This window comes from Halomarina litorea, from assembly GCF_024227715.1.
GTDB lineage: Archaea > Halobacteriota > Halobacteria > Halobacteriales > Haloarculaceae > Halomarina > Halomarina litorea.
Genome location: NZ_CP100452.1, coordinates 1 through 21,484 on the forward strand (window position 1 = coordinate 1; position 21,484 = coordinate 21,484).

Consider the following 21,484-nt stretch of genomic DNA (forward strand, 5'->3'; position numbering starts at 1 on the left):
CACTGACTAGTTATACTGACTGGTGTTACTGACTGATTTTACTGTTCAGTACAACTGTTGAGTTACACTGAATGGATGGACTGCAACGTCTGACTGAGATTTATGTCGGGAGGGACCGACCGGCCAGTATGCTCACGTACACGGTCTACTCCGAGGCCGGCGGGGTCGGGAAGACGACCCTCGCTGCGAACCTCGCGGTCGCGCACGCGCGCACGAACCAGCGTGTGCTCGTCATCGACATGGATCCACAGGACGGGAGCCTGAGCTACCTACTCGACGTGGACACCGACCGCGCGGCGGGCGATGCCGACAACCTCGTTCGCCACCTCATCGGGCGACCGCAGGGCCCCTTCGAGGACCTGGTCCACGAGGCCGAACACGGCATCGACGTGGTGCCCTCGCACAACATGCTCGAACGGCTCACCGAACTCCTGATGAAGACCGCCGAACTGGAGGAGGACACCAGCCCCGACGCGGACTACGAGTTCCCCCAGCACGAACAGTTGTTCCGGGTGCTCCAGGAGGCCAGCGTGCCGAACGAGTACGACGTACTGGTCATCGACCCGCCCGCGACGGCGGGACCGCACCTCTACAATGCACTCTACGCCACGCGAAACCTCGTCATCCCCATCGAACTCTCCGGCAAGGGCGAACAGAGCGTCGAGGGCCTGCGCGACCTCGTCGCGGGGCTCGAGGGCGAACTCGGCATCAACATCGGCGTCCTCGCCGCCGTCCCGAACGAGGTGAAACACACGACCGACCAGCAGGCGTACCGCGAGCGACTGGAGGCGCTCGGCTTCGACGTGCCGGTCGTCATCGGCGACCGCACCTCGATGTTCGAGGGGTGCTGGCGGAAGCGCTGTTCCGCGTTCACCTTCGTCGAGGAACACCGCGACCGGCGACGCGACTACGAGGTCGAGACCCTCGACCAGTTCGACGACCTGGCCGCCCACCTTCACGCGCAGGTCGACATGGAGGTCCGCGCATGAAAAGCGGCGCGGGCGACGACCCCTTCGCCGAGGACGTCGACCGAGAGGAGACGGCGAGAGACGACAGCGAGGACGTCGACGAGAGCGCAGGGGCCGGCGACCACGCGGACGCCCACGGTGATGGAGCGGTCCGCGCGGACGCCAGCGAGAGTGGAGGGATCGACCACGGCGAGCGACCGTCCGACGGCGGCGGGACCGTGGACGCCGACGGTCCGGTGAGGACGAACACGGAGGACCCGGAAGACGCGGACGCGGCGGACCCGGAGAACACGGATGCGGTGGACTCGGAGGACGGGGACGGCCCGCGCGACGTCGACATCCCGTGGGTCCTCCGCCGCGGGTCGGTCAAGGACGACCGACCGAACGTGACGCAGTTCTTCCTGCGCGACGAGACCGACGCCGCGGAGCGTCGGTTCAAGAACGAAGTCGAGGACCTCCTCGACACCGACGTCTACACCCTCGACCTGCGGGAGGCCGCCTACCTCGTCGCGATGCGCCACTCTGACGAGGTCGCCCAACAACTCCGGTCGTGGGGCTACGACTACCTCGATTGACCCCGCGAGGGTCGTACGAGCGCGGGTGACGGACCACTCACCCGTCACGGTACAACGTCACGGTACAACGTCACGGCACCCCCCAGCGCACCCCTGACACACCCCGAGTGACTCCCGGCACACCGCGTTTCCGGTGAAACGGGCCGTTCGGAGAGTCTGTCACCCGAATCAGCCGCCGGACAGTGAGGACGGCGCGTCTCGCCTCCCGATCCGACGCGAGACACACCGTGTTTCCGGTGAAACACAGCGGTACGGTGTCGCGACGACCAGCCGGTGGCGCCCCGAAGCCGCGACGGGCGAGAACGACTGGACCGCGCGCTGGCGGCGGCGAGGGACGACACACCGCGTTTCCGGTGAAATCGAACGGCGAGTGACCGGATGACGAGTGACAGAAGAGCGACGGCCGGACACCACGTTTCCGGTGAACGGCGGACCCACGCCCGAGGAGGTATCGAATGGGATGGACCTGACCTTTAGACGTGGGACTGTAATGGCACACCACGTTTCCGGTGAAACCGGCGAGCGGCGTCCATCCTCGCCCGAAACGGGTCGTCCGGAAGTCATCGGTGTGTCCGTTCCGGATGCCGTTATCGCCGTTCCAGCTGAAACAGGGGTTGTCGAAAGGTGGGAGTGGCGAGACACACACACCACGTTTCCGGTGAAACGGGGTTCGGAGGGGTGGGGGGGGCCTGCGGGAACGAGGGCGGAGAGTCGTGACCACGAACCGGGAGTACAGGGTGCCACGGTGGCTCTCCCGAAGCCGAAACGGCCGAAAACGCGCATCTCGGGGCTGCTTCCCCTCGCCGACTCCCCTGACCACATCTATCGAGGGAGGAGAATCACAGCGAGAGAGATCAGTTGCCACATCGGCAACTAGTCGACTATCGGCTAGGTTGCAACTATTGCTGTCTGACGTATACTTATGTGCTACCGTATCCAAAAGTCCATTGAGACAATCGAAGATAGTACTAAAGAGCGATATCTATCGCTCTTGTCGCTGCCGTTCTCGACTCGAACCTCTCCTCGCGGATTCCGGATGTCGCCTCGTGCTCTCGTCCTCGGTGGTGGCTCAGCGTTCGTTCGACGTCCGTGGTCGTCCTGCTTTGCCTCAGTCGACAATCGCGGCCGATGGCCATCTCGACCCGTGTACGTGATGGTTTCGAGCACCGACGAATCGTGGGAGCTAGCGGTCCGGCGGCCCGCAGCCGACTTCGAGGTCGGGACACACCGCGTTTCCGGTGAAACCAGACCCCCGTTTCCTCACCCCCACCCCCCACCCTCACACCCCGTTTCACCGGAAACGTGGTGTGTGTGTGCGGTCTGTGGCTACCGGTGAAACAAAGTCCAAATATTCCTATTCGTCCGATATTCTATGCCAAATACCGCCGAGTAGCAAATTATCACTTCCACCAAGCTGTTCAGGGAAACAGTCAAGCCGTTTCACCGGAAACGTGGTGTCCAACTCCATGTCAGACGCCGACGACCTCTTCATCCGGGAGGACCCCATCTTCGTCAACAAGGAACTCCTCGAGATCAGTCACCTCCCCGAGGAGGGCCGCATCGTCGGCCGCGACGCGGAGATCGGACAGCTGGCCAACGCGGTCAACCCCGCCATCTTCGGCCAGAGTCCGAGCAACGTCCTCATCTACGGGAAGACGGGTACGGGGAAGTCGCTCTGTGCGAAGTACGTCTCCGGGCGGCTCATCAGCACCGCCGAGGAGGAGGGGGTGACCGCGGCGTTCGCCTACGTCGACTGCGCGCAGGACTCCACGGAGACGCAGGCGGTCCAGACCATCGCGAGCGCACTCAACGACCACGAAACGACGGGAATCAACGTTCCCGACAAGGGCATCTCGACGGCGACGTACTACAAGCGTCTCTGGACCATCCTCGACACCTGCTACGACGTCGTGCTGGTCATCCTCGACGAGATCGACAAACTCGACGGCGACGACATCCTCATGCAGCTCTCGCGGGCGGGGGAGGCGGGCAAACTCACCGACTGCAAGATCGGCGTCATCGGCATCAGCAACAAGATCAAGTACAAAGACCGGATGGACGAGCGCGTCAAGTCGAGTCTCTGCGAACGCGAGTTCGTCTTCCCGCCGTACGACGCCGAGCAACTGGGCGACATCATGGCCGCCCGGAGCGACGCGTTCCGCGAGGGCGTCCTCGACGACTCGGTCATCCCGCGGGCGGCAGCGCTCGCCGCGCGGGAACACGGTGACGCGCGGAAGGCCATCGACATCCTCCGGTACGCGGGCGAGATCGCCCAGTCGACGGGCGCGGACGTGGTCCGCGAGGAGTTCGTCGTCCAGGCGCGCGAACGGGCCGAGACCGACCGCTTCCGCGAACTCATCCGCGGGTCGACGCCCCACTCGCGGTACATCCTGCAGGCGCTCACGGTGCTCTCGCTCAACGAGGGCGACGACGAGGCGTTCCGCACCACGCGCATCTACGAACTGTACGAGCAGGTCTGCAGACAGGAGGGGTCGGAGTCCCTCTCGCTTCGTCGGGTCCGCGACCTGCTGAAGGAGCACGCCTTCCTCGACGTCATCGAACAGTCGCGGCACAGCGGAGGCAGCGCCGAGGGGAGCTACACGGAACACCGACTGCTCGAGGACCCCGTCGTCGTCCAGAGCGTCCTGCAGGACACGCTCGACTGACCGCCGGTCGCCGGCACGCGCCACGGACACACCTCGGTGGAGTCCCGACTCCGACGACCCGTCGACTGCCCTGACTGCCCCCGACGGGTGCCGACGAGTTCCGGCGGGCCGACGGGTCCAGATGGGTCCAGACGGATTCTGACGGGCCGGCGCAAGACGGGTCGTGGCGATTCCACCGGAAACGCGGTGTGTCGTAATATCGACGTAAGAATATATCCTAACTAGAACACATTATCGGGGGGATTCAAGTACCGGTGGTCAAACACCACGGGAAGACACCGAGCAGGGTGGCTGAGACGGCGGGCGTGGCCCGCGTGGGGGTGTCGTCCGCACCGAACGCTCTCTATCCGCACTCGCGAGAATCATCTGAAGACCAAACTGTTTGGGTTCCCTGTTGATTACCGATGCTAGTATCGGATAGAGTGAAGGTCATGGGGATTTGACTATGTGTGCAATGGCTGCTACGATGGACGCGGAACAGACCGAGGACGCCGAGGTCGATCCCGACGCACCCGACGCGGCGGCCGAGCCACGGACGCTCCCGAAAGACGAACTCTTCCACCTCCTCCAGAACGAGCGTCGTCGACGCGCGCTCCAGTTCCTGCGTGGACACGAGGACGGGGTCGTCGACATGCGCGACATGGCGGAGCACATCGCGGCCCTCGAGAACGACGTCGAGGTCGTCCAGTTGACCTCCGCCCAGCGCAAGCGGGTCTACGTCGGCCTCTACCAGTGCCACCTCCCGAAACTCGACGAGGCGGGCGTCGTCGACTACGACAAGAACCGGGGGACCGTCGCACAGACCCCGCTCTCGGCGCAGCTGACGCCGTACCTCGCCGTCGAGGCGGGCGACGTGCCCGAGACGGAGGAATCGGCAGACCGGACGGTCCGGGAACTCGTCGACGCCGCGGGACCCGCGGGCGCGGCGACGGTGATCGCCGCCGTGCTGACGGTCGGTGCGGCGACCAGCACGCTCCCGGCAGCCGGGCTGTGGCTACCCGTCGTCCTCACCACACTGTTCGCCGTCGTGACGCTCATCTCGGTGCTCCGATAACCGCCTTCTTCGCGGACTCGACGTCCGAGCGGTATCACATGACCGAGCGACAGCGCTCGCGCTCTCCTCCTGCGTCCACCACGACTCGACCCTCACTCCCCGCTTCGACCGGCAGCCGGCCCCGAGCGGCCGGTAGCTGTCGACTACTGGCTCGTTAGCGTGTCAGTAGCAAAGTCGGATTACGTGAATGTGTGAGCTGGTGCCGACACATGAACTTGGGCAACACAGCTCGGTCGTCTGACACGCATCGCCGCTGCCAGAACTGCGGCGATTTCGTCACCCAGCAGTTTAGCAGGGTGTTCGGGAACAACGCGGACGAGGTCTACGGCTGTCTCAGCTGCCGGACCGCCCGCGACCTGCGGGAGGGCCACCAGCTCCGCCCGTCGGAGTCGGCGCCGTAGCCGCACAGCAGAACGCACACGACACTGTACCTGTCATGCACCGTCCGGTGGTTGGCCGGACGGCTTTTCTTCGCCCCACGAGTGGTGAGGGACTGTCGCGAACCAGGGTCCGCACCACCGACGCCCCGCGTCGGACTGCCCCCCGGTCGAGGTGGGGCCATCGCCCCGTCCTCGCGTAGTTTTCCCTCGCCCGGACGCCGGTGCCGTCGCCCCGTCGACCGGTCGACCCGTCCCGGTAAACGGTTCAACGTCCGATTAGGCGTGGAAAAATCGCCAGACTGCGGCCGGGTGGGGGGCAACACCCCCATCCCCGCTTGAACCGTCCACGACCGGTGTTACTCTGCGTATAATAATGTGTCGTTCACGAGTACGTCGAGCCAAGAGGTCGAGTGGCCTGTGCGGCCACCGAGGGACGCCACGACGATGACCTCGTCACTAATCAACAATGTGTGGAATTATCGCGTGCATCGGATCGGACGACGCGGTCGGTGAGCTGCTGACGGGGCTCGAGAACCTCGAGTACCGAGGGTACGACTCGGCCGGCATCGCCGTCCAGAACGGCCACGGCATCGCCGTCAGGAAGAAAGCGGGTAAGATCAGCGAGCTCAAGGGGGCCATCGCCGCGGACGTCCCCGACGGCAGCGTCGGTATCGGCCACACCCGGTGGTCGACGCACGGTCCGCCGACCGACGAGAACGCCCACCCGCACACGAGCCAGAGCGAGGGGGTGGCCGTCGTCCACAACGGCATCATCGAGAACTACGAGGTCGTCCGCTCCCGGCTCATGGAGGAGGGGTACGTCTTCACGAGCGAGACGGACACCGAGGTAATCCCCCACCTCATCGACCACTACATGGACCAGGGCGACGACGTCGAGACGGCGTTCGAACGCGCCATCGACGACCTGGACGGGAGCTACGCGGTCGCGCTCATGGTCGACGGGACGGACACCGTCTACGCGGCCCGACAGGACTCCCCGCTCGTCGTCGGCGTCGACGACAGCGGCCCCGAGACGCGCTACTACCTCGCCAGCGACGTGCCCGCCTTCCTCGAGTTCACCGACCGGGTGATGTACCTCGAGGACGGCGACGTCGCCCGCGTCACGACCGACGGCATCGACGTCCACGACGCGGACGGCCCCGTCCAGCGACCGATCGAGACCGTCGAGTGGAACGCCGAGGAGACGGGCAAGGGCCAGTACGAGCACTACATGCTCAAGGAGATACACACCCAGCCCGAGGCCCTGCGCGGGACGCTCTCCGGCCGAATCGAGGACGGGGACGTCACGCTGGAGGAGTTCCCCGAGGGCACCTTCGAGGGCATCGAGCAGGTCCACCTCGTCGCCTGCGGGACCTCTTTCCACGCCGCGAAGTGCGGTGCCCGCCAACTGGTTCGGGCGGGCATCCCCGCGAGCACCTTCCGCGCGAGCGAGTACCACGACCTCCAGCCCGTCGACGAACGGACGCTGGTCGTCGCCGTCACCCAGAGCGGCGAGACCGCGGACACGCTGAGCGCGCTGCGTCGCGCCGAGGAGGCCGGCGCGTCGACGGTCGCGCTGACGAACGTCGTCGGGTCGACCGTCTCGCGGGAGGCCGACGACACGCTCTACATCCGCGCCGGTCCCGAAATCGGCGTCGCGGCCACCAAGACGTTCACCTCGCAGGTCGCCGCGCTCACGCTCCTGACCCACCGGCTCGCCGCGGACCTGGAGCGGGGGACCGTCCGCGAGGATGCCGCCGAGTTCCTGGCCGAACTCGAGGCGCTCCCCGACCGTATCGAGGACCTCCTCGGGCGCACGCGCGCGAGCGACGTGAGCGAGAGCAACATGGGGCGGGACGCGTACTTCTTCATCGGGCGGGACTTCGAGTACCCGGTCGCGCTGGAGGGGGCGCTGAAGTTCAAGGAGATCACGTACGAGCACGCCGAGGGGTTCGCCTCCGGCGAACTGAAACACGGTCCCCTCGCCCTCGTCACCCCCGACGCGACTATCTTCGCCCTGCTCACCGGGGACCGCGGCGAGGAGACGCGCAAGAACGCCGAGGAGGCCCGGACTCGGGGTGCGCGCGTCATCGCCGTCGCGCCCGAGGGGATGGACGTCGGCGAGATGGCCGACGACGTCCTCCGGGTACCCGACACCCACCCCGACCTCGCGGGCCTACTGGCGAACGTCCAGCTCCAGCTCGTCTCGTACCACACCGCCTACGGGCTGGGTCGCGAGATCGACAAGCCGCGCAACCTCGCGAAGAGCGTCACCGTCGAGTAGTCCGCTCGGTCCCGAGGACACCTGATTTCCGGTGAGTCCGGTGGTCGACCGTCGGCGGCACCGTCCGCCGTCGGTCCGAAACAGCAGTCGCCTCGTTGATGCTTCTCGGCGCGCTCGCGGCTCGGAGCGGCGGAATCTCGCCCGTCGCGCCGCACAAACTCCCCCATAACAAAGCCTCGAAGGGCCGGAGTCGGAGATATGGCCGACCAGCCGGACGTCCTGTTTCTCGTCCTGGATTCCATGCGGCGGGACCGGGTCTCGACGTACGGGCACCACCGCAAGACGACGCCGACGCTCGACGCACTGGCGAAGCGCGCCTCGGTCTTCGAGAACGCCTTCACGCCCGCGCCGTGGACACTCCCCTCGCACTGCTCGATGTTCACGGGACTGTTCCCCTCCGAGCACGGCGTCACCAACGGGTTCACCGACCGGGACCTGCGCCTCGCCGAGGAGTTCACGACCGTCACCGAACGGCTCGCAGAGCGGGGGTACCGCACCGCCGGGTTCTCGAACAACCCGTGGGTAGGGAAGCTCTCGGGGCTCGACCGCGGGTTCGACGAGTACGTCGAGTGGAACCTCGAAATCGGCGTCGAGGGGGACGCCGACCTCCACACGCGTCGCGAGCGGCTCTACTCGCGCGGGAACACGTGGCTCGGCCACGCCTCCCGCCAGCCCCTGTTCGCGCTCAAGCGGCCTTTCTTCACGTCCAGCCTGACCGACCGCGCGAAGCGCTGGTTCGACTACACGAGCGGGAGCGACGACCCGACGTTCACCTTCATGAACCTCATGGAGGCACACAGTCCGTACTTCCCGCCGAAGGACGCCTTCCGCAAACTCGGGCTGAAGGCACCGAACGAACTCGAACCGCGCCTGCTGAACACGAGGCTGCTCGCGTACGTGCTCGGCACGCGCGACCTCGGGGACGACGAACGCGAGCGCGTCCTGGAGTTCTACGACGCGGCGCTGCGCTATCAGGACGCGAAGGTCAACGGACTGCTCACGATGCTCGACGAGCAGGGCCGACTGGACGACACCCTCGTCGTCGTCTGTGCCGACCACGGCAAGACGCTCGGCGAGTACGACCGCGACGGGACCCCGCCCCACTACGTCCGCGACATCAACGTCAACGTCCCACTCCTCGTGAAGTGGCCCGGCCAGAACGAGGGCGAACGCGTCGAAGCGCCCGTCGACCTCACCGACCTCCACGAACTCCTGCTGGGCGAGGCCGAATCGAGCGAGGCGTGGGCAGACGACGACGTGGCGCTCACCGAGGACCACGTCCCCCACACGGGCCGGGCCTCGAAGCCCGTCACCCACTGGCGCGTGCTCTCGGATTCCGAGTTCAAGTACGCTCGCAGCGAGGAGGGCGAGGAGTTCGTCTTCGAGCGTCGTGGAGATGCGGACCCCGCGAACCGCAAACCCAACGGCGAGCGACTGGTCGAGGCCGACGAGGCGATGCTGGCGGAGGCACGCCGCCGACTCGACGAACGCATCGAGACCCTGAACGAGTCGGCGGGTGTCGCGGACGACGCCGACGGGGAACTCGACGGCGACGTGCAGGCGCAGTTGCGGGACCTCGGCTACCTATAGGGCCAGCCCCGCGAGCACCTCGGGGCGGTACTGTCTCACCTTCCCGTCGTGGCGGTCGGTGTTGTACGGGTTGACGAACAGGCCCCGGTCGTCGCTGGCCGCGAGGAAGACGTAGGTGCTGGCGGTGGGAAGCCGCCCGCCGGTGTAGTCGGCCAGCGCACGGCGCTTCCCGTAACTCGCGAGGGTCTCCCAGCGCTCGAAGTCCACGTCGGAGGAGGAGACGAGGACGTCGGCGCTCGTGGTTCGATTGACCCGCCGGTCGGTCGGCGAGGTGCTGTCGAGGCCCGTCTCCAGCGCCGTCGAGAAGGCGATCCACTGCGTCCCGTCGTGGCCCCATGTCGCACTGTAGAACACCGACCCGGAGGCGGTCCCGACCACCTCGGGGTCCGGGTCGTCGTCCAGTTCGTCGCGTGCGACCCGAAGGAGGTGGTTGTCCTCGGCGTAGGTGCAGTCCATCCCCCACAGCACCGCCTCGGGGGTGAAGGCGAGTTCGACCGCCCGCCAGCGCTGACTGCCGGTGCCGACGACGTCGAGTTCGACCTCCCCGCTCCCCTCGCGCAGGCGGGCGATGCGACACTCCTCGTCGGCGTCGCCGGTCGTCACCCAGACGTCTCCGGAGTAGGGGTCGGCCTGTATCGCGTGGACGTGGCGCACCTCGGGGAGGGCGAGGAGCGTCGACCACGACCGCCCGCCGTCGGTCGATTCGAGGACGTTCGGCACCTCGTCGCCCAGCGGGTACTCCCCGAGCAGGAGGCGGTCGCCGTCCCGACAGAGGGCGGTCGGGAGGACGCCCATCGGGCCCGACGACCGGGGGAGTTCACGGACGGGCCGCCAGGACGCCCCGCCGTCGCGCGAGAGGAGCAGCCAGCGGTCGAGCGTCGCCAGCACGGCGTCGCCGGGGAGCGCCCAGACGTTCGTCGTCGGGAACGCCCCGACGGTGTACTCGACGAGTCGCTTCGGGAACCGGGCGGTCAGCGCCTGGCTCCGGAGGTAGTCACGCCCGCACATGGGGTTGGTGAGACGGCCCGTCGCCGCGAACCGGCCGGGGCGCGTCTCCGCGTAGAGGGTCTGGTAGTCCGACCCGTACAGCCTCCCGTCGTAGAGTCCGTGGAGTCGCATCGAGTTATCAGACGGTTCGGCAGTGAATACAAAAAGCTACTTCCGGCGTGCGCGCCGGAAAACCGACAGGCGGAAAGGGCATGAACTGACGTGCTGTAGATGTAGCTGCCGATTAACTATGCCCGCGTACAGCGCACGTGTGAGCAGTAACCTGTGATGCCAGCTGGAGTGACTTACTGGAGCGAGAACCGTTCGGTGGTCGGATGAACGTCGAACGAGTCGTCTCGCTCGGCGTCATCCTCGCCGTCATCGTCGCGATGGGCGTCTCTGCGACGACCCTCGAGTCGTCGCTGTCGTCGAACCCCGACGAGGTCATCGACCTCGACTACGAGAACATCCCGCTCGGCCAGGACGCCGTCAGGGACGCGAAAGACGAGGTCGAACAGAACAAGGAGAACCCCAACCCGACGGGCGACCCGCGCACCATGCCCGAACAGAAACCCACCGAGGTACAGGCCGGCGGTGGGGGGCCGAGCGACGACGGGCCCGGCGAGGAGCGCTCGCTCCTCGACCGCCTGCTGGACCTGCTGATGCAGCTCCTGCCGTTCCTCCTGGCGCTGCTCGCCCTGCTGGTCCTCGCGGCGCTCGCGCGCCGGTACGGTCGACGGCTCCTCGCGCTCCTGCTCGCGCTGGTGCCACAGGACGGCACCGAGTCGACCGACGACGACGTCACGTGGACGCCCCACCCGCGAAACGACATCGAACGGGCGTGGCTCTCGATGCTCGACCGCGCCGGCGTCCAGCGCCCCCGGCAGATGACGCCCGCCGAGTGCGCGAATCAGGCCGTCGCCGCGGGCCTCGACCCCGACGGCGTCCAGCGCCTCCGCACCGCCTTCGAGAAGGTTCGCTACGGCGGCGGGGAGGTCACCGACGAGGACGCCCGACAGGCCCGCGAGGGCCTCCGCCGGATGGGCCTCGGCGGTGGCGGGAGCCTCGGGGGGAGTAGCTGATGGGCGTCCTCAAGCGGGCGCTCTGGTACTTCGCGGTCCTGCTCGGCATCGTCGTCTTCGGCGGCGCGCTGGCGGTCCTCCTCGTCCCGTCGCTCCGGGCGGCCCTTCCGGTCGAGGCACTCGTCGACGTCGCCGGGAGCGACTACCTGCTGGTAGCCGTCTTCGGCGGCCTCGCGCTGGTCGCCCTCCTCGTCATGCTCGTCGCCCGCGCCGTGGGGAGCGTCGAACAGGAGCGTCCGCCCGAACCGGAGTACGTCGAGCGGGTGCCCCTCCTCGGCGCGGAGTTCGACGACCTCGTCGAGAACGGGGTCGGCGTCCGCGCCATGCTGTCCGGCGACGAGGCCGACCGCATCCGCGAGCGACTCCGCGAGCAGGCGACTCGCACGCTGATGCGAAAGCGCAACCTCTCGCGCGAGCGGGCGGACGACCTCGTCGAGCGCGGCGCGTGGACCGACCGCCGCGTCCCGAGTGCGTTCCTCGCCGGCGGAAGCATCCCGACGAAGGCCCGCGTCAAGGCCGCGATTCGCGGCCAGACGTGGCTGCAGTTCGCCGCCAGCGAGACGGCCGACGAGATCGTCCGTCTCGCCGACGAGCGACACGACCGGTCCGTGCGGACGGGCGCGGGTGACCGGCCGACCGACGCCTCGGCGTCGTCATCGACGGCCACGACCCCGCCTGGCGGACGACCCGCCGCGACTGACGGAGGCGACGAACGATGAGCGAGACTACTACCACCACCAGCTTCGAACACGCGAGCACCGCCGGCGGGACCGAGGACGACGACCGGGTCGTCGAGAGCGAGGTCCGCCGGACCGGGCGCTGGCGCGGTATCGTCGCCGTCGCCCTGCTGGCGGGGTCGATGGGCGTCCTCGCCGCCCGCCCGCTCGTCCTCCTGATGGGCATCGTCGGCGCGACGTTCGCGGCCTACCCCCGGCTGACGGGGACGCCGAACCCCACCGTCCGTATCGAGCGCGAACTGAGCGACGACACGCCGGGCCGGGGCGACGAGGTGGAGGTGACCGTCCGCGTCACCAACACCGGTCGATGGCCGCTCTCGGACGTGCGCGTCGTCGACGGCGTGCCGCCGATACTCGCCGTCCGGGACGGGTCGCCGCGCCACGGGACGTTCCTCTGGCCGGGTCGGTCGAGCGAGTTCAGCTACACCGTCGGCGCGGAGTACGGGCGCCACCAGTTCGTCCCCGCGACGGTCATCGTCCGCGACGTCAGCGGCGGCCGGGAACTGTCCGCGGCGGTCGACTCCGCCGAGAAGACGGTGTTGACGTGTACGGACGCGGTGCCCGAGGTCCCCCTCCGCAAACGGACGCAGTACCACTTCGGTCGCCTCGTCACCGACGACGGGGGGAGCGGCATCGAGTTCCACCGCACCCGCGAGTACCAGCAGGGCGACCCGATGAGCCGGGTCGACTGGAAGCGCTTCGCCCGGACGGGACAGCTCACGACCATCGAGTTCCGCGAGGAGCGCGCCGCCTCGGTCGTGTTGCTCATCGACGCCCGCCCGAGCGCCTACCGCGCCAGCGCCGAGGGCGAACCCCACGGGCTGGCGTACAACCTCGCCGGGGCCGAGCAACTGCTGACCGCGCTCGGCGACACCCGCGACTACGTCGGCCTCGCGGCCATCGGTCGGGAGTTCTGCTGGCTCTCCTCCGGGACGGGCGTCGAACACGAACTCACCGCCCGCGAGTTGCTCGCGGCCCACCCGACGCTCTCGACCATCCCGCCGGAGGACGACGAGGTGGCGGACGCCGAACAGCAGGCGACCGAACTCCGCAAACGACTGGCCAACGATACCCAGGTCATCCTGCTCTCGCCGCTGGCCGACGAGTTCGTCACGTCGCTGGCGCTCTCGCTGGAGGCGACCAGCCACCCCGTCACCGTCGTCAGCCCGGACGTGACGAGCGACGCGACGCCGGGTGCACGCCTCGCCCGCGTCGAGCGTGACAACCGCATCCACTCGCTGCGCGAGGCGGAGATACCCGTCGTGAACTGGACGCCGGACCAGCCACTCGGAACCTCCATCGTCCACGCACAGGAGGTGGCCGGATGACGCGCGTCGTCTACCGCCCGACCCGCATCAGTTCGACGGTGGCGGTCCTCGCCGCCGCCGCGAGCGTCGGGTTCGTCGCCAACGCACCCGGTCAGCTGATGGCCGTCGGCACCGCCCTCGGGGGATGCGTCGTCCTCGCCCTCGGCGCGGCGCTCCACCGCCGAGGGTTCTGGTTCTTCGGCCTCCCCATCGCGCTGGTCGGCCTCGGCGTGTCGCTGTCGGCCATCGGCGTCGGGTTCGTCATGACTGGATCCACCCGCATCACCGAACGCGCCGAACTGGTCGGCCTGCTCGGCATCCCGCTGGTCGCCCTCGGCGTCGTCCCCCTCCACAAGCGCGTGGCCCGTCGCCTCGTCTCGGCCGGCCTCGTCTTCCTCGTCGTGGGGGCCGTCCTCAGCGGGATGCTCCACGGGACGGGCCTCGAACCCCTCCCCCTGCTAGCGAGTCTCGCGGCCGCAGTGGTCGCGTGGGACGCCGGCGAACAGGCCATCAACCTCGGCGAGCAACTGGGTCGCAGCGCCCGCACCTGGCCCGTCGAACTGAGCCACACCGGCGGAACCGTCGTCTTCGGCGGGTTGAGTATCGGGACGGCGATGACGCTCTACGGCGCGAACGTGACTGGACTCCCAATCGAGACCCTTCTCTTACTGCTCGCGGCGGCCGTCGTGCTGATGATGGCGCTGTACAAGTAGCGTCGCCCTCCTCCCCCTTCTCGCGCTCTTCCCCCACCTCCCGACTGACGTGCCGCCAGCGTTTACTAGCCAAGCGCCGTGGTCGCTTTCGCTCCGACCTTTCTGCACCGCCAGTGCTGTAGACGTACTGGGGTTGAGCCGATGTGCGAGTGCTCCATCTATGACCCTACGCTGAGGCAGAACATCAGTGGCGAATTCTGACTGCGACCGTTTTGATTAGCAGTCGGGTTCGATAGCCAAACTGGAGGCAAGCGAACCATGCCCATCCAAGCAGGAGACCAACGGCGTGAGCGCTAATCGATTGACCTGGTGGGGCAGTGAGAATGCCAAGGGCACGACCCACCGTCTGTGCAGTACTTGAGAAGACAACGACCGACAACAACAGTCCGCCTACGAGTTTGGCAGTGTCTTCGAAATCAGCTTTACCCGACCGGAGAAACGATTGCGTGTCTTTCAGCAAAACCAACGCCAAGTATCCGGTCAAGGCCTTCGTAAGACCGCTCGCTCCGAGTGGGTGAGCATAGCGCAGCAGTACGGGAATAATTATTGACAGATATAGCGCCCCTACGGCAAACCCTGCGTATCCAACGGTCCCAATCCGCCGCTCGGTCACCCACCCCAGAATAACGAGGACAACGACGTTTCCTCGGTAGTGGTCAACTCCGGAGTGGAGCCACGGCCCATACCACAGGTAGCTGACGTGGTACGGGTCAAGCTTGGCGAGGTGAACAGCGGTCATCCCCACCACGATTAGAACCGTTGCCACCGGGATTCTACTGAAACTGCTCGTATTCAATAATCAGCTTATATCAATGAGAATATATGGATGTGTCGAGTGGGATTGTATATTTCGACGAGACACGAAACAGAGCGAGCGCCTTTCAGCCGACTTACTGCTGCTGCTGGGTGTACTGCACCGTCGGCACCTCGATGTCGTCGAGGATGTCCCGGACGACGGTGCGCTTGTCGACGTTGCCGACGCGGGCGTCCGCGGTGAGGACGATACGGTGGGCGAGGACAGGCGGCGCGATGGTCTTGACCTCGTCGGGGGTGACGTACATCCGGCCGTTGATGGCCGCGAGCGCCCGCGACACCTCGAAGAGGCGCTGAGTCGCACGCGGGGAGACGCCAGTCTTCACGCGGGAGTTCTCGCGGGTGGCCCGGCAGACGCGGGTGATGTAGCGTCGGACGTCCGGGTCGACGTGGACCCGTTCGACCGTCTCGCGGAGGTCGGCGGGTTCGCCGTCGTCACAGACCCGCCCGGCGGAGGGCGTCGCGGTGGTGCGCTCGGCGCGCCGGTTGATGATCTCCAGTTCGCCCTCCTCGTCGGGGTAGCCGATGCTGGTCTTGATGATGAAGCGGTCCTTCTGGGCCTCGGGCAGCGGGAAGGTCCCCTCCTGTTCGACGGGGTTCTGCGTCGCGATGACGAAGAACGGCTGGGGGAGCATGTGCGTCTCGCCGTCGACGGTGACCTGTCCCTCCTCCATGGCTTCGAGGAGGGCGGACTGCGTCTTCGGCGAGGCGCGGTTGATCTCGTCGGCGAGGACGATGTTCGCGAAGATGGGACCGGGCTGGAACTCGAACTCGCGGGTCTTCTCGTTGAAGATGTGGGTACCCGTCACGTCGGAGGGGAGGAGGTCGGGCGTGAACTGGATGCGCGAAAAGGAGAGGCCGAGGGCGGTGGCGAACGACCGTGCGGTCAGCGTCTTCCCGGTCCCCGGCACGTCCTCCAGCAGGACGTGCCCGCCGGCGAGAAAGCCCGTTAGCACCGTCCGCATGACCTTTCGGTCGGCGATGACGGCCCGTCCGACCTCGTCGAGTATCGCGTTGCTCCGCGAGTGCACGTCCTGTATCTCCATACGGGCTATCGTCCACGACCGGGCTTTGTTATCGCCCACATAAGGGTCGTAACTACTCCCCGGCTCCCGCGACCGTCGCGACCATCGATAGCCGGGTCCCGGAGCGAAGCTGCCGGTACGGGGGTCGAGAGACCCGAGAACGGATCATTTCGCGCTCATCGAGTCCTCGGTAAGACGACGTATAACTAATCCGGGTGGCGCTGTACGGAGCCTCGGAGCGTGAACCCAACATGAGTCAGAACCCACAGGGTCACAACTCGCAGGCTGCAGCCCAGAGCACCGCGCAGGGGAGCCAGCAGGGCACCCAGCAAGGCACCGCTCAGGGCGGCCAGCAGGCACAGGGAACGCCCCAGCAGAACCAGCCGAACGCGCAGAACCAGCAGGCGCGACAGCCCCAGCAGAGCACCACCGAGGAGGTGGGCAGTTGGTTCGCGGAGACCACTGTCCGCGCCGGTGTGCTCGTGCTCGGGGTCGTCGTTCTGCTGTTCGCGCTCGGTCAGGCCGCGGGTGCGCCCCTGTTGGAGGCGGTCGGTGAGTTCTTCGCCGGCTTCGGCGTGTGGCTCGTCGTCGCCTTCTTTGCGCTCCTGCTGATCGTCGCCGCGACCAAGAGTTGGCGCACCGTCAACTGAGCCGCGGTCCGACGTCGGCATCTTTCACGCGAACGGTTAACACGACCGTACCGCTGGGAGGGAACCTCTTACGATGCCGATAACTAAGCGGATAGCCGTCGCAGTGTCTACTGCGCCCCTCCCCCGAGGGGTGTTGGACCGCATGGGCTACGGAGTCCGGGGGCCCCACGTGCCATCGTCACTGCCAGCCATATCCCACCCCCGCCGTGCCCACGCACCTTTTTACTGAGGCCGAATCCGTGAGTGCGACCGCTTCCGGTAGATAGTTAAACGAACAATCCCGTGTGGAAGCCATGAGTCTCCTCGCGTCGCTCGTCAGGCGCTATCGCGACACCGGGACCGGCCCCTTCTGTGAGTGCCGACGTTGCAGCGCTCACGTGGCTGACGCCGACGAGGAGTGTCCACGGTGCGGGAGCGGTTCGATAGCGACGTACGACCTCTGAACCCAACGGGGCTCCCAGACCCAGACCACGGGACCATGCACTCGACACGCTCGACGGACGTCGACCCGGACGAGTGGCCGACGTACGAACTCGACTGGACGTTCAACCCGCGGGAGTCGACGCTCCCCTCGGTCGCTCCCGACGAACTGGTCGTCTTCGACCCGAACGCGACGAGCACTCGCTGGGTCGCCGCCGGGCGAAACTCGTTCGTCACCATCGAGGACGTCAGGTGAGGGTCGCTCCCTCCGTCGCTCTCCGGGAGTCGTCGTTGCCACCGCTCGCCGCCCGAAGACGGGAGACTCACGACGTCTCCGCACAATTCGGTTCCCGACACCGTTAGATTTATCAGTCGACTTTCCAAGCATTCTCCAGATGACCAGCAGCGGTTCGGGAGGGGATCGTGGGTACCCACTCAGCACGGCGATTATCGAGCGCATCGCCGCTCTCGAGGAGGTCGACCCGCTCCAGCTCGAGCACCCGCTGAACGACGCCGTCGACCCGGACGCGCTCGACTCGCTGTTCGACGGCGTCGACACCGTCCCGGGTCACGTCGTCTTCGAGTACTGCGGTTACGAGGTGTTCGCCGACAGCCAGGGTCGGGTCTCCGTCGAGGAGATCCCCGAGGAGGGATTCGACCCCGACGGGGCGGTCGAGCGTCACCTCCCGGAGTCCACCTCGCCGTCGTCGAAGAACTAGCTCCGCGCCCGAGAAATCTCCCGAATTCGGGGGAAAAGAAGCGCTAAACGTCCTGTTTCGAATCTTGCGTCTGCATAACTATAGCATTCTCCGCCGTAGCGAGAGGCGTGCCGGGGGCCATTCAATGAGAAAGAACGCCAACGCCTCGCCGCGCCGCTCCGCGAGCACCGAGGACGGCTCGCTGTTCGCGTGGCCGCGCTTCGGGCTCGAGTACACCGTCGAGCCGTACGACGACGCACCGGACCTCTACACGTTCTATCCGGAGGGAGCGTCGGACGAGGAGATCATCACGCAGTGGATATCGGCCTCCGAGGAGTCCGTCGTCGACATCACTGCCGTCCGCTGAGGACACCCACCGCAGCACGACCCTCTCACTTCTTCGCGCACCGACCGCCGAGCGGCCGCTCTCGGCGCGCGTCCCTCGAAAGAACGACAGTGGCGACTGACGGTCAGTCGCGGTCTACGTCCCGCCTCACTCCCGGGTTCGCCTCACTCCAGGTCTTCGAGCTGGAGGAAGTCGGCCTGTCCGTCGTCGTTCGAGACGAGAAACTGGTAGACGACGACGGCGAGCAGTCCGAGCGCGACGGCGATGGCCGCCGCCCCCGCGGGGATGACGTCGACGAGGATACCGAGCATCAACACCACCGCGCCGCCCGCTAGCGCGACGTAATACCACGTGAAGTCACGCTGCTCGCGCTCCCCGACAGGGAGGTAGCGGACGATCTCGTCGGCCCGGTCGGTCAGCTCTACGACCCCCTCGTCGCGGTCGTAGTCCGCGATGCCGAAGTCGTCGAGTTTCGGCAGGTGGGTCTGGTAGAGCGAGACGTAGACGCGACGCCGCGCCGTGTCGTCGAGTTCGTCGATGGGTATCTCGTTCTCCCAGGCGGCGATCTGTCCGGCGAGTTCGTCGATGGTCGCCGGCTCGTCGTGCGTGTAGAGGTAGTAGAGGATGTACCGACGACGTGAGTTGCTGAGGATGTTGAACGCGTCGTCGAGCTCCAGCTCGTCGGACGGGCTCTCCATTACTGGCTCCTGAGACATGACAGTCTTCGGTCGTGTCTACTCGCTACCGGTCCGCCCACCTCGGCGTCACCCCCATCTCCACCTACAGGAGACAGTATCGGCATCAACATGAACGTATCCTCGGTGTACGGTCCCTTTGTTACCGAGTCACTATCCGGCTCTAAGCAGTCTTTTGGCGTGTATGTGGCGTGCTCACGGCACCCGGCTGGCCCGCGCCTGTCGGTCGAGCGTACCGACTGCTCGAAGTGGTAGTCAAGATAGTGACTATTTACACAGCGACTAACAAAATCCGTTATCCGATGATTCCACCTGTCATGCAGATATTCGACTTGACGGGGTTCCAGCGCGACCTCCTGTACGTCATCGCAGGATTGGATCGCGCGTCGGGACAGTCGGTCAAAGAGGAACTCGAGGCGCACACCGGGCGGGAGATCACGCACGGTCGGCTCTACCCGAACCTCGACGTGCTCGTCAATCGCGACCTCGTCGAGAAGGGACAGATCGACCGCCGGACGAACTACTACACCGTCTCCGACCAGGGCCTCGAGGCGCTCCGGGAGCGTCGGGACTGGGAGGAACAGTACATCGATCTCTGAGACGGTGTCACACGGCGCCGACGGATAGTCGCCCTATAACAATGCGCTAGACGTACCTCCTCCCGACCAGAGCATGCAGAACGCCGAACCGGTGTCCCTCCACGGTCGGAGGTACCAATGAGAAGCGGTCGGTCGGCACCGCGCGGGTCCGCGGTCCCCGTCGACCTCGTCTTCGTCCTCGCGTACATCGGGGGCGTCGACGCTCTCCTGTTGATAGACGCCCTGGGCGGCCCCGCCAGCCCGCTCCGCGTCCTCCTCACACTCCCGGTGCTGTTCTTCCTGCCGGGATACAGTCTCGCCGCGGCGGCGTTCCCGCGAGTCGCCCCCACCCACCGGGGCTCACAGGGCCCGTCGCTCCTCGACCGGGTCCAACAGCCCACCCAGGGTATCGACCACGTCGAGCGGGCGGCGCTCGGATTCGGGCTGAGCTTCGCCCTCCTGCCGATAGTCGGTCTCCTCGTCGCGGCCACGCCCGGCCCCGTCTCCGCTCGCGGGTCCGTCGTCGCGCTCACCGTCGTCACCGCGCTGTTCGCAGTCGTCGCGGCGGTGCGCCGCTGGCGGCTCGACCCCGAGGAGCGCTACACCCTCCCGTTCGGGACGTGGGAGAGCACGCTGGGGGGGTCCGGCGGGTCGGCGCTCGACGCCGCGCTGTCGGTCGTCCTCGCACTCGCCATCCTCGCCGCGATGGGGGCCGGGGCGCTGGCCATCGCGGCCCCGCAGGACGGCACCTCCTTTACGAACTACGGCATCGGGACCATCAACGACTCGGGCGAGTTCGTCGCCGCCGACTACCCGACGGAGTGGCAATCGGGTGAGCCGCGCAACATGGCGTTCCAGGTCGTCAACCACGAGGACGAGCGCGTCAACTACACGGTCGTCGTCCAGATGCAGCGCATCAGCGAGGACGGCCGCGTGGTCGAACTCGCCGAACTCGACCGGTTCAACGAGTCGATCGGCGACGACCGCTCGTGGACGCAGGAACACCGTATCCAGCCGCCGCTCAACGGCGACCGACTGCAGGTCGTCTACCTGTTCTACAAGGGTGACCCGCCGTCGACGCCGACCCGGTTCAACGCCGACGAGTACGTCTACTTCTGGACGAACGTCGGCAGCGGCGGGGAGGAGAGCTCGTTGGCCGGTCCGGCGAGGTCTCGCTGAGATGTGGCCGTGGGAGCATCTCGCGGTCGGCTACGTGCTCGTCTCGCTGCTGTGGCGGCTCCGCGGCGAGCGACCCGACCTGCTGGCGGCGTTCGCCGTCGCGTTCGGGACGCAGTTCCCTGACCTCGTCGACAAGCCGCTAGCGTGGGTGTTCGGCGTCTTCGACAGCGGCATCGCGGCCGGACACTCGGTGCTCGTCGCCGTCCCGCTGTGTACGGTGCTGGTCGCTCTCGCCTACCGGGCGGGCTACGTCCGCGCCGCCGCCGCCTTCAGCGTCGGGTACTTCTCGCACATCCCGGGCGACGCCTTCTACCCGATGTTCTACGGCCAGCCGTTCCGGTGGAAGGTGTTCTTCTGGCCCATCTCCCAGGGGGCCGGCGAGGGGCAGGTCGACTTCCTCGCGCAGGTCCTCCGGTTCCTCTCGCGGACCGAGTCGTTCGCCACCAGCCCGCAGGGGGCCACCTACATCGGGTTCGAGTTGCTGTTGCTCCTGACCGCGTTCTCGCTGTGGGCGCTCGACGGGGCACCCGGCCTCCCGCGACCGTGGGAGACCGGCTCGAAGGCCGGTGAGCGGTAACATCTCGCACGATAACTGGTCGTTTCACGTGATGTTCTCCGAACGATACCCGTGTCTGACGGAGTTTATCGAACCATTACCTCTGGTAGCGTTTTGGCAACTCTCGTGCAAGTCGCGCATAACAAAGCACGAAAGAGCGGATATTCGACATAGCTGACTG

Annotated in this window: 22 protein-coding genes; 18 read left to right on the forward strand and 4 right to left on the reverse strand. The window is 66.8% G+C overall.

Annotation, left to right across the window (positions count from 1 at the left end; translation table 11 throughout):
- The first annotated feature begins 128 nt into the window (after positions 1-128).
- The 7 genes from NKG96_RS20325 to NKG96_RS20355 all read left to right on the forward strand — a co-directional run bounded on the left by NKG96_RS20325 (position 129) and on the right by NKG96_RS20355 (position 9,517).
- The gene (locus tag NKG96_RS20325; RefSeq protein ID WP_254538889.1) at positions 129-989 is read left to right on the forward strand and encodes a ParA family protein; all 861 of its coding nucleotides are present in this window, start codon (positions 129-131) and stop codon (positions 987-989) included.
- Positions 986-1,543: a DUF7970 domain-containing protein gene (locus NKG96_RS20330; RefSeq protein WP_254538890.1), complete on the forward strand. Its 558-nt coding sequence runs from the start codon at positions 986-988 to the stop codon at positions 1,541-1,543. Before NKG96_RS20325 ends, NKG96_RS20330 begins: the two co-directional genes overlap by 4 nt.
- Before the next feature lie 1,466 nt (positions 1,544-3,009).
- The gene (locus tag NKG96_RS20335) at positions 3,010-4,209 is read left to right on the forward strand and encodes a Cdc6/Cdc18 family protein (protein WP_254538891.1); all 1,200 of its coding nucleotides are present in this window, start codon (positions 3,010-3,012) and stop codon (positions 4,207-4,209) included.
- A gap of 466 nt (positions 4,210-4,675) precedes the next feature.
- Positions 4,676-5,263, forward strand: coding sequence for a DUF7344 domain-containing protein (locus NKG96_RS20340; RefSeq protein WP_254538892.1), 588 nt, complete (start codon positions 4,676-4,678; stop codon positions 5,261-5,263).
- 209 nt (positions 5,264-5,472) lie between these two features.
- Positions 5,473-5,664: a DUF7563 family protein gene (locus NKG96_RS20345; RefSeq protein WP_254538893.1), complete on the forward strand. Its 192-nt coding sequence runs from the start codon at positions 5,473-5,475 to the stop codon at positions 5,662-5,664.
- A gap of 445 nt (positions 5,665-6,109) precedes the next feature.
- Positions 6,110-7,927 (forward strand): glutamine--fructose-6-phosphate transaminase (isomerizing), encoded by a 1,818-nt coding sequence (glmS, locus tag NKG96_RS20350; RefSeq protein WP_254538894.1) that lies wholly within the window; start codon positions 6,110-6,112, stop codon positions 7,925-7,927.
- Positions 7,928-8,125: 198 nt separating this feature from the next.
- Positions 8,126-9,517, forward strand: a complete 1,392-nt coding sequence (locus NKG96_RS20355; protein WP_254538895.1) for a sulfatase — start codon at positions 8,126-8,128, stop codon at positions 9,515-9,517.
- Here the strand turns inward: NKG96_RS20355 and NKG96_RS20360 are convergent.
- The gene (locus NKG96_RS20360) at positions 9,512-10,636 is read right to left on the reverse strand and encodes a WD40/YVTN/BNR-like repeat-containing protein (RefSeq protein ID WP_254538896.1); all 1,125 of its coding nucleotides are present in this window, start codon (positions 10,634-10,636) and stop codon (positions 9,512-9,514) included. The two genes, NKG96_RS20355 and NKG96_RS20360, sit on opposite strands and share 6 nt — an antisense overlap.
- A 203-nt stretch (positions 10,637-10,839) precedes the next feature.
- Between NKG96_RS20360 and NKG96_RS20365 the strand changes: the two genes are divergently transcribed.
- From NKG96_RS20365 to NKG96_RS20380, 4 genes are read left to right on the forward strand one after another with little or no spacing between them, the layout of a single operon-like run.
- On the forward strand, positions 10,840-11,586 hold the full coding sequence (locus NKG96_RS20365) for a DUF4129 domain-containing protein (RefSeq protein WP_254538897.1): 747 nt from the start codon (positions 10,840-10,842) through the stop codon (positions 11,584-11,586).
- Positions 11,586-12,305 carry a DUF7269 family protein gene (locus NKG96_RS20370; RefSeq protein WP_254538898.1) on the forward strand — a complete coding sequence of 240 codons (720 nt, stop codon included), beginning with the start codon at positions 11,586-11,588 and terminating at the stop codon, positions 12,303-12,305. Before NKG96_RS20365 ends, NKG96_RS20370 begins: the two co-directional genes overlap by 1 nt.
- Complete coding sequence (locus NKG96_RS20375; RefSeq protein ID WP_254538899.1) at positions 12,302-13,651, forward strand: DUF58 domain-containing protein; 1,350 nt, start codon at positions 12,302-12,304, stop codon at positions 13,649-13,651. The genes NKG96_RS20370 and NKG96_RS20375 overlap by 4 nt, the downstream gene beginning before the upstream one ends.
- The gene (locus NKG96_RS20380) at positions 13,648-14,343 is read left to right on the forward strand and encodes a DUF7519 family protein (protein WP_254538900.1); all 696 of its coding nucleotides are present in this window, start codon (positions 13,648-13,650) and stop codon (positions 14,341-14,343) included. The genes NKG96_RS20375 and NKG96_RS20380 overlap by 4 nt, the downstream gene beginning before the upstream one ends.
- A 184-nt stretch (positions 14,344-14,527) precedes the next feature.
- On the opposite strand, the gene NKG96_RS21135 is transcribed toward NKG96_RS20380, so the two are convergent.
- Entirely contained in the window at positions 14,528-15,082 is a 555-nt protein-coding gene (locus NKG96_RS21135) for a rhomboid family intramembrane serine protease (protein ID WP_368409340.1), read from the reverse strand.
- 151 nt (positions 15,083-15,233) lie between these two features.
- Positions 15,234-16,202, reverse strand: coding sequence for an AAA family ATPase (locus tag NKG96_RS20385; RefSeq protein ID WP_254538901.1), 969 nt, complete (start codon positions 16,200-16,202; stop codon positions 15,234-15,236).
- Positions 16,203-16,432: 230 nt separating this feature from the next.
- Between NKG96_RS20385 and NKG96_RS20390 the strand changes: the two genes are divergently transcribed.
- The 4 genes from NKG96_RS20390 to NKG96_RS20405 all read left to right on the forward strand — a co-directional run bounded on the left by NKG96_RS20390 (position 16,433) and on the right by NKG96_RS20405 (position 18,316).
- Positions 16,433-16,831 (forward strand): hypothetical protein, encoded by a 399-nt coding sequence (locus tag NKG96_RS20390; RefSeq protein ID WP_254538902.1) that lies wholly within the window; start codon positions 16,433-16,435, stop codon positions 16,829-16,831.
- A gap of 478 nt (positions 16,832-17,309) precedes the next feature.
- Positions 17,310-17,507 (forward strand): hypothetical protein, encoded by a 198-nt coding sequence (locus tag NKG96_RS20395; protein WP_254538903.1) that lies wholly within the window; start codon positions 17,310-17,312, stop codon positions 17,505-17,507.
- Positions 17,508-17,646: 139 nt separating this feature from the next.
- Positions 17,647-17,970, forward strand: a complete 324-nt coding sequence (locus tag NKG96_RS20400; RefSeq protein ID WP_254538904.1) for a HalOD1 output domain-containing protein — start codon at positions 17,647-17,649, stop codon at positions 17,968-17,970.
- A gap of 124 nt (positions 17,971-18,094) precedes the next feature.
- The gene (locus NKG96_RS20405; protein WP_254538905.1) at positions 18,095-18,316 is read left to right on the forward strand and encodes a DUF7511 domain-containing protein; all 222 of its coding nucleotides are present in this window, start codon (positions 18,095-18,097) and stop codon (positions 18,314-18,316) included.
- A gap of 143 nt (positions 18,317-18,459) precedes the next feature.
- On the opposite strand, the gene NKG96_RS20410 is transcribed toward NKG96_RS20405, so the two are convergent.
- Entirely contained in the window at positions 18,460-18,993 is a 534-nt protein-coding gene (locus NKG96_RS20410; protein WP_254538906.1) for a DUF7344 domain-containing protein, read from the reverse strand.
- Positions 18,994-19,313: 320 nt separating this feature from the next.
- Between NKG96_RS20410 and NKG96_RS20415 the strand changes: the two genes are divergently transcribed.
- From NKG96_RS20415 to NKG96_RS20425, 3 genes are all read left to right on the forward strand, one after another.
- Complete coding sequence (locus NKG96_RS20415; RefSeq protein WP_254538930.1) at positions 19,314-19,589, forward strand: PadR family transcriptional regulator; 276 nt, start codon at positions 19,314-19,316, stop codon at positions 19,587-19,589.
- A gap of 117 nt (positions 19,590-19,706) precedes the next feature.
- Complete coding sequence (locus tag NKG96_RS20420) at positions 19,707-20,747, forward strand: DUF1616 domain-containing protein (protein ID WP_254538907.1); 1,041 nt, start codon at positions 19,707-19,709, stop codon at positions 20,745-20,747.
- A 1-nt stretch (position 20,748) separates the two neighbouring features.
- A complete protein-coding gene (locus NKG96_RS20425; RefSeq protein ID WP_254538908.1) occupies positions 20,749-21,324 on the forward strand; it encodes a metal-dependent hydrolase in 576 nt (191 codons plus the stop codon).
- The last annotated feature ends 160 nt before the right edge of the window (positions 21,325-21,484 follow it).

Coding starts and splice junctions, on each gene's coding strand:
- NKG96_RS20325 (WP_254538889.1), top strand. CDS start 129: ATGCTCACGTACACGGTCTACTCCGAGGCCGGCGGGGTCGGGAAGACG.
- NKG96_RS20330 (WP_254538890.1), top strand. CDS start 986: ATGAAAAGCGGCGCGGGCGACGACCCCTTCGCCGAGGACGTCGACCGA.
- NKG96_RS20335 (WP_254538891.1), top strand. CDS start 3,010: ATGTCAGACGCCGACGACCTCTTCATCCGGGAGGACCCCATCTTCGTC.
- NKG96_RS20340 (WP_254538892.1), top strand. CDS start 4,676: ATGGACGCGGAACAGACCGAGGACGCCGAGGTCGATCCCGACGCACCC.
- NKG96_RS20345 (WP_254538893.1), top strand. CDS start 5,473: ATGAACTTGGGCAACACAGCTCGGTCGTCTGACACGCATCGCCGCTGC.
- glmS (WP_254538894.1), top strand. CDS start 6,110: ATGTGTGGAATTATCGCGTGCATCGGATCGGACGACGCGGTCGGTGAG.
- NKG96_RS20355 (WP_254538895.1), top strand. CDS start 8,126: ATGGCCGACCAGCCGGACGTCCTGTTTCTCGTCCTGGATTCCATGCGG.
- NKG96_RS20360 (WP_254538896.1), bottom strand. CDS start 10,636: ATGCGACTCCACGGACTCTACGACGGGAGGCTGTACGGGTCGGACTAC.
- NKG96_RS20365 (WP_254538897.1), top strand. CDS start 10,840: ATGAACGTCGAACGAGTCGTCTCGCTCGGCGTCATCCTCGCCGTCATC.
- NKG96_RS20370 (WP_254538898.1), top strand. CDS start 11,586: ATGGGCGTCCTCAAGCGGGCGCTCTGGTACTTCGCGGTCCTGCTCGGC.
- NKG96_RS20375 (WP_254538899.1), top strand. CDS start 12,302: ATGAGCGAGACTACTACCACCACCAGCTTCGAACACGCGAGCACCGCC.
- NKG96_RS20380 (WP_254538900.1), top strand. CDS start 13,648: ATGACGCGCGTCGTCTACCGCCCGACCCGCATCAGTTCGACGGTGGCG.
- NKG96_RS21135 (WP_368409340.1), bottom strand. CDS start 15,082: ATGACCGCTGTTCACCTCGCCAAGCTTGACCCGTACCACGTCAGCTAC.
- NKG96_RS20385 (WP_254538901.1), bottom strand. CDS start 16,202: ATGGAGATACAGGACGTGCACTCGCGGAGCAACGCGATACTCGACGAG.
- NKG96_RS20390 (WP_254538902.1), top strand. CDS start 16,433: ATGAGTCAGAACCCACAGGGTCACAACTCGCAGGCTGCAGCCCAGAGC.
- NKG96_RS20395 (WP_254538903.1), top strand. CDS start 17,310: ATGCACTCGACACGCTCGACGGACGTCGACCCGGACGAGTGGCCGACG.
- NKG96_RS20400 (WP_254538904.1), top strand. CDS start 17,647: ATGACCAGCAGCGGTTCGGGAGGGGATCGTGGGTACCCACTCAGCACG.
- NKG96_RS20405 (WP_254538905.1), top strand. CDS start 18,095: ATGAGAAAGAACGCCAACGCCTCGCCGCGCCGCTCCGCGAGCACCGAG.
- NKG96_RS20410 (WP_254538906.1), bottom strand. CDS start 18,993: ATGGAGAGCCCGTCCGACGAGCTGGAGCTCGACGACGCGTTCAACATC.
- NKG96_RS20420 (WP_254538907.1), top strand. CDS start 19,707: ATGAGAAGCGGTCGGTCGGCACCGCGCGGGTCCGCGGTCCCCGTCGAC.
- NKG96_RS20425 (WP_254538908.1), top strand. CDS start 20,749: ATGTGGCCGTGGGAGCATCTCGCGGTCGGCTACGTGCTCGTCTCGCTG.